The sequence below is a fragment of the Candidatus Endomicrobium procryptotermitis genome, assembly GCA_031279415.1.
GTDB lineage: Bacteria > Elusimicrobiota > Endomicrobiia > Endomicrobiales > Endomicrobiaceae > Endomicrobium_B > Endomicrobium_B procryptotermitis.
The window spans coordinates 13,800-25,116 of record JAITIP010000018.1 but is presented as its reverse complement, the minus strand read 5'-3'; the positions used below and the strand labels follow the sequence as shown (position 1 = coordinate 25,116).

Annotated in this window: 12 protein-coding genes; all 12 read right to left on the bottom strand. The window is 36.0% G+C overall.

All coding sequences use genetic code 11. From position 1 onward, the window contains the following. Positions 1-5 precede the first annotated feature (5 nt). The 12 genes from LBD46_02930 to lgt all read right to left on the bottom strand — a co-directional run bounded on the left by LBD46_02930 (position 6) and on the right by lgt (position 11,317). Positions 6-302: a hypothetical protein gene (locus LBD46_02930; protein MDR2426124.1), complete on the bottom strand. Its 297-nt coding sequence runs from the start codon at positions 300-302 to the stop codon at positions 6-8. Positions 303-418: 116 nt separating this feature from the next. Further along, the gene (locus tag LBD46_02925; protein ID MDR2426123.1) at positions 419-2,050 is read right to left on the bottom strand and encodes a HAMP domain-containing protein; all 1,632 of its coding nucleotides are present in this window, start codon (positions 2,048-2,050) and stop codon (positions 419-421) included. A 103-nt stretch (positions 2,051-2,153) separates the two neighbouring features. After that, entirely contained in the window at positions 2,154-2,843 is a 690-nt protein-coding gene (locus LBD46_02920) for a response regulator transcription factor (GenBank protein ID MDR2426122.1), read from the bottom strand. 49 nt (positions 2,844-2,892) lie between these two features. Further along, on the bottom strand, positions 2,893-4,026 hold the full coding sequence (gene dnaJ / locus LBD46_02915; protein MDR2426121.1) for a molecular chaperone DnaJ: 1,134 nt from the start codon (positions 4,024-4,026) through the stop codon (positions 2,893-2,895). Positions 4,027-4,446: 420 nt separating this feature from the next. Further along, on the bottom strand, positions 4,447-4,590 hold the full coding sequence (locus LBD46_02910; GenBank protein ID MDR2426120.1) for a hypothetical protein: 144 nt from the start codon (positions 4,588-4,590) through the stop codon (positions 4,447-4,449). A gap of 56 nt (positions 4,591-4,646) precedes the next feature. Next, positions 4,647-6,515 carry a molecular chaperone DnaK gene (dnaK, locus tag LBD46_02905; GenBank protein MDR2426119.1) on the bottom strand — a complete coding sequence of 623 codons (1,869 nt, stop codon included), beginning with the start codon at positions 6,513-6,515 and terminating at the stop codon, positions 4,647-4,649. Between the two features lie 43 nt (positions 6,516-6,558). Continuing rightward, complete coding sequence (locus LBD46_02900; protein ID MDR2426118.1) at positions 6,559-7,116, bottom strand: nucleotide exchange factor GrpE; 558 nt, start codon at positions 7,114-7,116, stop codon at positions 6,559-6,561. Between the two features lie 18 nt (positions 7,117-7,134). Continuing rightward, positions 7,135-8,169, bottom strand: a complete 1,035-nt coding sequence (hrcA, locus tag LBD46_02895) for a heat-inducible transcriptional repressor HrcA (GenBank protein MDR2426117.1) — start codon at positions 8,167-8,169, stop codon at positions 7,135-7,137. A 216-nt stretch (positions 8,170-8,385) separates the two neighbouring features. After that, positions 8,386-8,802 (bottom strand): flavodoxin, encoded by a 417-nt coding sequence (locus LBD46_02890; protein MDR2426116.1) that lies wholly within the window; start codon positions 8,800-8,802, stop codon positions 8,386-8,388. After that, positions 8,795-9,385 (bottom strand): DUF3793 family protein, encoded by a 591-nt coding sequence (locus LBD46_02885; GenBank protein MDR2426115.1) that lies wholly within the window; start codon positions 9,383-9,385, stop codon positions 8,795-8,797. Before LBD46_02885 ends, LBD46_02890 begins: the two co-directional genes overlap by 8 nt. Positions 9,386-9,680: 295 nt before the next feature. Continuing rightward, the gene (locus LBD46_02880; protein MDR2426114.1) at positions 9,681-10,568 is read right to left on the bottom strand and encodes an RluA family pseudouridine synthase; all 888 of its coding nucleotides are present in this window, start codon (positions 10,566-10,568) and stop codon (positions 9,681-9,683) included. Further along, positions 10,565-11,317 (bottom strand): prolipoprotein diacylglyceryl transferase, encoded by a 753-nt coding sequence (lgt, locus tag LBD46_02875; GenBank protein MDR2426113.1) that lies wholly within the window; start codon positions 11,315-11,317, stop codon positions 10,565-10,567. The genes LBD46_02880 and lgt overlap by 4 nt, the downstream gene beginning before the upstream one ends.

Below are 11,317 nucleotides of genomic sequence, written 5' to 3'. Positions count from 1 at the left end.
TTGATTTACTCTAAATCAAGATAGGCATAGTACAGATCAAGCAACAAATCACCAAATTTATCTTTTGGGTGCCAATGATCGACTATATGCAGAGGATAAGTAGGCTGGAATATCATTGTCGAAAGAGCTTCTTTCATTTTTTCTATTTCTTCTTCTATATAATGCATATTATCTTTTTTATGCTTTTGAGGATTTTTTATTTCGCAGTTTATTTGTTCGAGTGACCTTTGTGCAAGAAGCAGAAATTTTTTCTTTCTCAACTGCATTGTCTGAGGTTTTACTTTCTTTTTATCATTATTCATTTTTCAACTTCCTTTATTATTTTCAGTTTCAATCGAATGACTATTATAATAACAAAAAATATTAAAATTTTCAACTTTATAAAATGTAAACAATATATAACTGTTTACATTTTATACTATTTAATAATTGCAGGAAGTTTTATCATGAATCGACTGCCTACCCCCTCGATGCTTTCAAGTGAAACCGTTCCTCCATGCGACTGTACTATATGTTTTACAATCGAAAGTCCAAGCCCAGTGCCACCACTTTTACGAGAACGTGATTTGTCTACGACATAAAACCTTTCGAAAAGTCTTGAAAGATATTTTCTTGCTATTCCTATACCTGTGTCAGAAACGGTCAATAAGACAAAATCGCCATAATTTTTGGCTTCTACGACAATCTCTCCTTTTTCCGTATATTTTACAGCATTGTCAACAAGATTTGTCAACAACTGTTCCATATTGAATTCATTTGCAAAAATGTTCTTCAGCCCTTCCCATATACGCACGCTTATTTTTATGCCTTTATCCAAAGCTTTTTTCTTATAAAAACCGGTCACAGTATCTATTATTTTAGCAATGTTGACTTCACTTTTTTCCGGTTCTTTCATATTTTCAAAAGATGAAACAGAAAGCAAATCATTTATTATATTTGACAGACGCTGAGCCTGTTTTTTTATTATGTCGATATAATGCCTGCTTTCCTGTGGGAGATTTTCAGATTCAAGAGTTTCGCAAAAACCTATTATGGTTGTTACGGGCGTTTTTAATTCATGCGAAGCATTTGTTACAAAATCTTTTTTAAAATTATCCAGCTGTTTTAAATTTGTAATATCTTTAAAAGATATTACAAATTTATCTTCATTTTTTACTTTTGAAAAAACATAAGAAAAATACATTTCTCCCGAGAAAAACTCACCTGACAAAGAGGTATGAAGGCAACCGTCTTTGGCGTTTTCAAATGCATTTTCAATCTCTTTGCCTCTTAGTAATTCCCAGAAATATCTTTCCGTCTGTGCACCTTCAAACATCTTTTTAAACGCTTCGTTAAACAAAAGAATTTTCCCATTTTTATCCATGAGCAAAATTCCATCGGAAACAGAAGCTATAACTTTATCAAGCATTTCTCTGCCTTTGCTAACTTCTTCAAACAAAACTCTTATTTCGCTGGACATTTTGTTAAATGTTTCGGCAAGCCCTGAGATTTCGTCATCGCCATTTATGTCAACTTTAACCCCAAGATTTCCATGTGACATCTCTAAAGCAGCTTTGCTCAGCCGCGAAATTCCCGATGAAATCTTTTGAGATATCGCGTATGCCGCAGTCAATGCCAATACTGCAATAAAAATAAAAGCCGCCGCCATATTTTTAAATATTGTATTTGTAAACACGCTTATTCTTTTTATCGGAACGCTCATTCGTAAAATCGCTGAAATTTTTGTGCCGTCCTTTACCGGAAGCGCCAAATAAAGCATATTCTCCTGAAGCGTGGCGCTGTATCTGAGCGATTTTCCATAAGGGTTTCCTGCCATAACTTCTCTTATTTCATCTCTGTTGATATGATTAGTCATAGCAGACACATCATTTTGCGAATCGGCTAAAACATTTCCATAAACATCAATAATCGTTATTCTTTTGCTCGAATCGTCCGACACATTGCGTATCATATTATTTAAAGAAGCATAATCGCCTACTGAAAGAGTACCCTTTATCAAAGGCATTATGAGCCTTGCATTACTGCCAAGCTCATGGATGAAAAGTTCCATATTTGCCCGATAGACATATTTTTTGGCACATGCAAAAAAAAGTACGGCCAAAATGGCGTACTTTATTATAAATAACATAAACAGCGTCTTAAACAAAGTCTTTCTATTCTTCAATTTTGTATCCAAGACCGCGTATATTTTTTATCATCGACGCGTATTTTCCAAGTTTTTCCCTCAAATTTTTTATATGCACATCTACGGTCCTGTCTATTACAAGTTTATCATCGCCCCAAAGATAATCAAGTATTTTATCTCTTGAAAAAACAGCGCCCGGCTTTGACAAAAACAATTCCAAAATTTTAAATTCCGTAACTGTAAGTTCAATATCTTCGCCGGCTGCGGAAACTCTAAACTTTTCTTTGTCTATTTTTATTTTATGCGGTTGTGAAAGTTTCTTTTCATGCACATTTGTGTTTACGGCAGATATTCTTCTGAGTATGGTTTTAATTCTGGCAATAAGTTCTTTAACTGAAAAGGGTTTTGTAATGTAATCGTCTGCGCCCATTTCCAGCCCTATAATTTTGTCACTTTCATCGCTTTTAGCACTTAAAAATATTATGGGAATACCGGAAAATTCTTCACTGGTTTTCATGATTTTTGAAAGTTCGATACCATCGGGATAAGGCATCATTATGTCAATTATGGCTAAATCAGGCTTTTGTTTTTCTAAAGCTTTCAAAAAAAAAGAAGAACTGCTAAAAGTTTTAACTTTAAAAAAATTCTTTCTAAGGTTAATCTCTATAAGCTCCAATATGTCTTCTTCATCGTCGACAGCATATATTAAATTGTTCATACAGTTTGAAATAAGAAATTTTAGAAATTTCTTTATGCCGTTCTTTCATTTATTTGCCGAAAATTTTTCTGAAAAAACTATCATCTTGATAAACTGCATCTACAGAAACTTCTCCCATGGATTTCGCGTATTCAAAAAGAGCTTTTTTCTGCTCAGTATTCATAGATTTCGGAACTTCTATGTCTATTTTAACATACAAGTCGCCGCGCGCGTTTCTTATGCCGAGACGCGGAAATCCCTGCTCTCTAACTCTTAAAGTCGTTCCCGGCTGAGTGCCTGCCGGAATTTTTACTTTTACCGTTCCTTCAATTACGGGAACTTCAAATTCAGTGCCTATAGCCGCCTGCGGAAACGAAACTTTTATTTCTGTATAAATATTATCTCCATCCCTGTGGAAATGAGGGTCTCGTTTCAAATGAACGACAACATACAAATCACCCGACGGATATCCATTTGAGCCGGCGTTTCCAGAACCGGTGACTTTCAAAGAAGTTCCTTCATCTACACCTGCTGGAATTTTTACTTTTATGGTTTTTTTTGTCTTAACCGTTCCTCCGCCTCTGCACTGGGGACACGGATTTTCTATAATGCTTCCCGAGCCTTTGCACTGGGGACATTCCTGCTGAAAAGAAAAAAATCCCTGTGAATATCTTATACTTCCTGAACCTTTACATTGGGGACATTGTTTCGGTTTTTTCCCATCTTTACTTCCCGTTCCTTGACAAAGCGAACACGTTTCTTTTCTTGGAACTTCTATCGAAACTTCTCTGCCTTTCATTACATCTAAATATGAAACTTCAATGTCAGCTCTTAAATCTTCACCTCTTCTCCGCGACGTTCTGCCGCCCCTTTTTGAACTGCCTCCGAAAATATTGCCAAATATATCCCCTAAAATATCTCCCACGTCGTCGGAATATTGAAATCCGCCCTGCCCGCCCGCGCCGAAAGGACTACCGCCATTTGCGGCATCATGTCCGAAAGCATCGTAGTGCTGCTTTTTCTGTGCATCCGAAAGCACCTCGTAGGCCTCGTTTATCTCTTTAAATTTTTCTTCGGCTTCTTTATTTCCGGGATTTTTGTCCGGATGATACTTTAAAGCCAGCTTTCTGTAAGCAGACTTTATTTCATCGACAGAAGCCGTTTTTGTAACTCCCAAAACTTCATAATAATCTCTCTTTGCCATTACTATTTCCTTTCCTTATATGTCCACAGTGTCGCAGGAACGCTGTTTTTGACATAAGCAATTACTTATAGACCTTTTTTTTGGATATTTATTTCTTTATTTCAAGTAAATTTGCCGCTTTCCTCAAACTTATTCCGCTATGCTCTATCAATTCTTGAATAGCTTCCTTTATTAACTATTTAATAAATCTTTTGAATATTGTATCTTTTTGCCAATTCTTCTTCAAAAGACTCATAAACAATATCATCATGTTCAAGCCATTTAAAGACTGTTTTCTCAGACGATTTTATATTGAGCAATAGTCAATATTTTGTCTTTACGCTGTCCACAAAAGAAGATCATTTTGATATATTTTCAGCTTCAAGCAAAAGGGGTGCTTGGTTATCCATAAAGCAAAAAGCAAATATAAAAATATTTGCTTTACTTTTTGAATCTCTCAAGCAATTTAAATAATAAATAATAACCTTTTGAATTATCATCATGAAAAATATTTTCCTTTGCAATTACCTGCGGCATTATATGAAAATATTTCCCGCTGTCTTCTTTCCTTGATATTTTTTCCATAAAATATTCTACAGCTTATTTAATTTTGTGCCAAAAACAACGTCCCTGCGGCACAATTACTTTTTATCTTCATCGACAACTTCAGCTTCTACGACATTGTCTCCGTCAGATTGAGAGTTTGAGTTTGAACCTGCATCCTGACCGGATGGTTGTTGTTGCTGTGCGCCCTGTGCCTGACTTGCCTTATATATCGCTTCGGCTAATTTATGGCTTGCAGATGTCAACGCTTCTTTCGTAGATTTTATTTTTTCTATGTCGTTTCCTTTTAAAGCTTCTTTTGCATCGGCTAAAGTTCTATCTATGTTAAGTCTTTCATCGCCACTTATTTTGTCGCCGTGTTCTTTGAGGCTTTTTTCAACTGAATAAATCAGATTGTCAGCTTCGTTTCTTACTTCTATTTCTTCCTTTCTTTTTTCGTCTTCGGAAGAGTATTGTTCGGCTTCTTTAATGTATTTGTCTATATCGTTTTTAGAAAGTTTTGTTGAAGACGATATTTTAATCGACTGTTCCTTACCTGTTCCTTTGTCTTTGGCACTTACGTGTAAAATTCCATTTGCGTCTATGTCAAAAGTAACTTCTATCTGTGGTACGCCTCTGGGAGCGGGAACTATGCCGTCAAGAGTAAACTGTCCAAGCGACAGATTATCCTTCGCCATAGGTCTTTCTCCCTGTAGAATGTTAACTGTAACCGCGGACTGATTGTCCGAATAAGTTGAAAATATCTGAGACCGTTTTGCTGGAACCGTAGTATTTCTGTCTATTAAAGCAGTTCTTATTCCTCCCGCCGTTTCAATGCCTAGAGTAAGCGGAGTTACGTCAAGCAGGAGAATGTCTTTGACGTCTCCGGTCAATACGGCCGCTTGTACAGCTGCGCCGAAACAAACGCATTCCATAGGGTCTATTCCTCGTTCAACTTTCTTGCCGACATGCTCTTCCACGAATTTTTGCACTATCGGCATTCTCGTTGGACCTCCCACAAGAATTATTTTTGTGATTCCATCTACAGGCAATTTGGCATCTTTAATGGCTGTGTCTATTGAAGTTTTACATCTTTCAACTATAGGTCTTACCAGATTTTCAAGAGTAGCTCTGGTAAATTTCATTGTAAGATGTTTTGGACCTGAAGCGTCAGCCGTTATAAACGGAAGATTTATGTCTGTTTCCAAAACGCTTGAAAGTTCTATTTTGGCTTTTTCCGCTGCTTCTTTTAAACGCTGAACCGCCATTTTGTCGTTTCTTAAATCTATACCGTTTGTTCTTTTAAAATCTTCGGCTATATAATTTATTAAAGCATTGTCCATATCCGTTCCGCCAAGCTGCGTATCGCCGGAAGTCGAAAGAACTTCGAACGTGCCTTCTGCGCCCATTTCCATAATTGTCACATCGAGAGTTCCACCGCCGAGATCAAAAACGAGTATCTTCTGCTCCCTGCCGACTTTATCGATACCGTAAGCAAGCGAAGCCGCCGTCGGCTCATTTACGAGCCTTACAACTTCAAGACCAGCAATCGCACCTGCATCTTTTGTAGCCTGCCTCTGATTGTCATTGAAATATGCGGGAACCGTTATAACGGCTTTCTCTATTTTTTCTCCAAGATATGACTCGACATCTTTTTTAATTTTCTGCAAAATAAAAGCCGAAAGCTGCTGCGGCGTAAACTCTTTATCATTGATTTTATATTTATAATCTGTTCCCATTTTTCTTTTGAAAGCGCTTATCGTGCCTTCAGGATTTGTAACCGCCTGCCTTCTGGCTGGCTCGCCGACAAGCAACTGTCCATCTTTGGTGAAAGCCACGTATGAAGGAAAAGCTTTTCCCCCAAGAGTAGTGCCTTCTGCCGACGGTATAAGAGTAGTTTTGCCTCCTTCCATAATTGCTGCAGCAGAATTTGACGTTCCTAAATCTATCCCTATAATCTTAGCCATTTTATTTTCCTCCGATTTTATTTTTAACTTAATTTTAATTTTACTACGGTTTTATGCCGTCACCCTCTTGCTTTTTTGCAACTTTCACTTTTGCCGTCCTTATGAGCCTTCCGTTCATTTTATAACCTTTTTGATAAACATCCAAAATTGTCCCTTCTTCTTCACCACTGTCAACTGTATCCAATGCCTCGCAGAAATTAGGGTCAAATTTATCGCATACTACTTCTTCGACACCTTCTTCTCTAAGCATTTTTTCAAACTCTCTGTTTACCATATCCAAACCGGTTATTATATCTTCAACTTTTCCACCGCTCTTTGCACTTTTCAATGCCTGCTGCAAAATATCGTCCATCGAAATTTGTTTTAAAAGAATTTTTTCTTTTCCCCAGTCCAGATAATCTTTTTTCTCTTTTTCCACACGGCGACGGTAATTTTCAAAATCGGCTTTAAGTCTTAAAAGCTGGTCGTAATATTGTTCGGCTTCCTTTTTCTTCTCGTCAAAAGACTGTTTTAGAATTTCCAATTCCGAAAGTTTTTCTTCGCGCGCATCTTCTTCGCAAGTGCAATTTTGCTCTAGTTGTTTTTTTATGTTCTCGGCCACTTATACTCATCCTCCTCACTAACTCTTTTTAAAAAAATCATTTAATAATTTTGAAACAGCTCCGACCAAAGACATCATTTTGTCATAATGCATACGTTTCGGGCCTATTATGCCTAAGACTCCAACAGCTTTATCGCCGTCACTGTAAACTTTGGTGATTATACTCAAATCCCTCAACTCTTCCTGAGGATTTTCCGAGCCGATTTTTACGTTTATCCCTTTACTGTCCAAGTCGTCATTTATTATGCACATAAGTTTTTCTTTATCTTCATTCAACTTTATCATGGATTTAATAGGTTCAAAATCGTTAAATTCCGGAATTGATATGGCGTTTGACGTCCCACCTATGTACAAATCATCCTGAATTCCGAAAAGCACATCGCTTATTTGTCCTATAATGTTATATATGTTTTTTTCATTATTTTGAAATTCTCTTATTCTACTCACAATTTTTGAATTTGCCTGCGCCAGAGTAACCCCTCTTAAGTTTTGATTTAAAAAATTTTTAAGTCTTAAAAGTTCCGACTGTCCGAGAGAAGCGTTAACGGTTCTGTGTTTTAAAATTCCCGTATGAGTCAAAAGAACTATTAAAAGCTGTTCACGTGCAATCTGTACAAGCTCCACATTTACAATCTCATTGTACTGCGTTTTCGGAGCAAGAACAAATCCTGTATAATGCGATAAACACGAAAGTATTTTTGAAGTTTCCGATAAAAAACTCTCTATTTCTTTACTTTTACGCTCATACTCTTTTCTTATTCTTTCCTCTTCTTCAATAGCAAATTTTTGCAGATTGATAAGTGAATCCACATAAGCTCTGTACCCTTTATCAGTAGGAACCCTTCCAGCCGAAGTATGCGGCTGTGTTAAAAAACCTTCTTTTTCAAGTTCCGCCATAAGATTTCTTACCGTTGCAGTCGAAAGTTTAATGCCGTATTCGTCTGTCAATATATTCGAACCGACAGGATTGCCCGTCTTAATAAAATGATGTATTACAGCATTTAATATTTTTGCTTTTCTTTCATGGAGAACTCCTACTGACACGTGGCGCATTAAATCCTCTTTTTGTTTATGATACTATGTAGTTAAACATATTTTAATCACTTTTTAGCGCTCCCATATATTTAGCGCTTGTTTTAATCAAGTGCTATTTTACCACTAAGTTAATTTTTTGTCAATAGTTCTTTATGATTTTTCTAGGCAAAAAGAAAAACCGGCGGTATTCAATATGCCGCCGGTTTATAAATTTAATAAACTTTTAGGATATTATTAAAAATCCGCAAACTTTTTTCCAAATGACTCGCATTCGTCTGTATTCGGAGCTTCATTCTGTATGAATCCGTCATCAACAAGCAAGGCTTCCGCGGACCGCGTCCGCTCGACCCAATCTCTCATCCACTGACCGTCTCCCCAGCCGTAAGAACCAAATAATGCGACTTTTTTACCTTTAAGAGATTTCTCAACCGATGTAAAATAAGGCTCAAAAGTGTTTTCTTCCAAAACTTCGGCACCCATTGAAGGACAACCGAAAGCTACTTTTTCATAAGCATCTAAATTTGCCGGAGCTGAACCAACCTCAAAAACATCGGCTTCGGCGCTTTTTTCTTTCAAACCTTTTTCAATACTTTTGGCCATCGCCTCGGTATTGCCCGTCCCGCTCCAATAAATAACCGCAACTTTACTCATAAATGCTTCCTCCCGTTTTTTGTATTCCATAAATAGTTTTAAAATTTTCAATCCTGCCGCCGTTTGAAAGATGTTTGCGCAGGCATTCTGCGCAATATTTATATTCTTCAAAACATTTGCGCGAATATTCTTCATCGCTATAAACTTTCCAAATACCGCAATATTTGTATGCCTGCCCTTTATTGTGTATAAAAGCAAAAACATCTTCCGGAGGGTAGCCCAAAAATAAACCTATCTCATGAGGAAAAATGCTGCCATTTTGAAATTTATTTTTCAAATGACATAAATAGTCATCAATATCTGTATATGAGCTATATCCAAATAAAAGCAGAGCGTCATGTATGCTCTCATTTTTTAAAAGCAATGATTCAAGCAAAATATAATCGTATATCATTACTAAAATACCTTTTTGATAGATGCGCAGCACTTTAATATTAAGCGCATTTTTTATAGTTTGTTTTAGTAAAGACAAATATTGTTTGGACGGCAAAGTAAAAAGAGCCGCAGGTTTTCGGCGCAAAAGTACAGGCGCACAATATTCTATTAATACTTTATTTATTTCAGGGATTGTATAAAATTCCATATTTGTTTTGTAATTTTAAATTTTATTTTATAGATATAATTTATTTAGTTTAATCTAACTAATTAAGATATTACTATATTTATTTATTTTTTTCAATATAAATTATCCAAATAAAAATATTCCTGATTTAGTGGTATAATAACGACATAAAGGGGTGTTGCCGCTAAAATTGAAAAGTTTGGCGAATAGATAAATTTGTATTTCAAAAATATCCTTCAAACTATTAATATTTACCGGCAATTTTATCCATATTTTAGAATTCTATAGGGTTCAATTTTACGGCTTTTACAAACAGTCAGATTTTGAAGATTTCTTTCATATCGTCTAAAAGAGGTGCTTTAAATTCTACAGGTTTTGAAGTTTTTGGATGGGTAAACGTTACGGCATATGCGTGGAGCATTTGTCTTTTAAATTCTTTTCCGTCAATCGTTTCAGGTCCTCCGTATTGGGTATCGCCTACTACAGGATGATTTATATATTTCATATGGCTCCTTATCTGATGAGTTCTTCCTGTGATGATTCTTATTTCAACAAGTGTGAAATCGCCTTTTCTTTCCATGACTTTAAATTCCGTTACAGCCATTTTTTTTGCCGCCGAATTCACCGACATCAGCTTTCTGTTTTCTTTTGACCTTCCCAAAGGCGCCTCTATTCTTCCCCTGTTTTCAACTATCGTTCCTTTTACAGCGGCATAATATGTCTTTTTTACCGTTCTTTTTTGAAGCTGTTTTGAAAGGCTGATTTTTGCTTTCTCGTTTTTTGCAAAAACTATTATACCAGAAGTATCTTTGTCAAGCCTGTGCACCATATAAGGAACATATTTTCCTTTAGAATGATATTTCAATGCGTTTAAAAGAGTGCCTGAGAGATGTCCGTAGGAAGGATGAACGACTATTCCTGGACGCTTATTTATCAAAATAATATCGTCATCTTCATATATAATGTCTATATTTATTTTTTCCGGTTTTATTTCATTGGAAATTTTTTCTTTTTCAAATTCTACGGTTATTTCATCACCGGATTTTAATCTATGGCTTGAAAGAACGGATTTGCCGTTTACAAACACTTTATTTTTTTCGGTAATCCTTTGAAAGTATGAACGTGAATAATCTTTATAAACGCAAGCCAGAAAAAAATCTATTCTTTCTCTTTCAACTTTATTATAAGTTATTTTTTCTTTCATTTTTTACCAGTTTTATAAATGATAAATAATCCTGCGGAAAAGAGAAAAACCGAAATTATCTGTGAAACGGAAAGGCCAGCGAGTTCTGCTCCTCTGTAATCTCCTCTAAAAAATTCTACGGTAAATCTTAGAATGGCGTAAATTATGAGATATAAAGCAAAAGTTTTGCCTGCGGCGTGTTCTTTTTTATTATAAAAATGAAGTATCGTAAATATCGCAAGATTTCCGAAAGCTTCATAAAGCTGAGTAGGATGAATATGAATGCCTTTGACAGCTAAAGTATCGGTATTATTAAAAACTACCGACCATGGCATATTGGAAGTTTTTCCATAACAGCAGCCCGCAAAAAAACAGCCTATGCGCCCGAAAAAATGACCCAGCCCCAGCGCCGGCGCCATAATGTCGCTTAAACGTGCTAAAGGGATTTTTTTTCTTTTTGTATACCACACTATATATGTAACAGCAATGATAAAACCTCCGTAAAAAATAAGACCGCCGTTCCATATTTTAAAAATGTCCAGCGGAGATTTCATAAAATCCTGCATTTCTGTTAAAACATACAACAGCCGCGCACCGATTATAGACGATATTATTGCATATAGAAACAGAGAGTAAATATCATCCTGTGAAATAATATCGCTTTTAATGTTTTTAGAAACATATAAAGCCGCCAAAAAAAAGCCGACAGCCACAAAAAGACCATATGTATAAATTGTAAATCCACCGAAACTTAAGAGTATAGGATGCAT

Bases quoted from the DNA above. Each gene is read 5' to 3' on its own strand.
- dnaK (MDR2426119.1), bottom strand. From the start codon at position 6,515: ATGGCTAAGATTATAGGGATAGATTTAGGAACGTCAAATTCTGCTGCA.
- hrcA (MDR2426117.1), bottom strand. From the start codon at position 8,169: ATGCGCCACGTGTCAGTAGGAGTTCTCCATGAAAGAAAAGCAAAAATA.
- LBD46_02890 (MDR2426116.1), bottom strand. From the start codon at position 8,802: ATGAGTAAAGTTGCGGTTATTTATTGGAGCGGGACGGGCAATACCGAG.
- LBD46_02885 (MDR2426115.1), bottom strand. From the start codon at position 9,385: ATGGAATTTTATACAATCCCTGAAATAAATAAAGTATTAATAGAATAT.
- LBD46_02880 (MDR2426114.1), bottom strand. From the start codon at position 10,568: ATGAAAGAAAAAATAACTTATAATAAAGTTGAAAGAGAAAGAATAGAT.
- dnaJ (MDR2426121.1), bottom strand. From the start codon at position 4,026: ATGGCAAAGAGAGATTATTATGAAGTTTTGGGAGTTACAAAAACGGCT.
- LBD46_02925 (MDR2426123.1), bottom strand. From the start codon at position 2,050: ATGGAACTTTTCATCCATGAGCTTGGCAGTAATGCAAGGCTCATAATG.
- LBD46_02920 (MDR2426122.1), bottom strand. From the start codon at position 2,843: ATGAACAATTTAATATATGCTGTCGACGATGAAGAAGACATATTGGAG.
- lgt (MDR2426113.1), bottom strand. From the start codon at position 11,317: ATGCATCCTATACTCTTAAGTTTCGGTGGATTTACAATTTATACATAT.
- LBD46_02930 (MDR2426124.1), bottom strand. From the start codon at position 302: ATGAATAATGATAAAAAGAAAGTAAAACCTCAGACAATGCAGTTGAGA.
- LBD46_02910 (MDR2426120.1), bottom strand. From the start codon at position 4,590: ATGGAAAAAATATCAAGGAAAGAAGACAGCGGGAAATATTTTCATATA.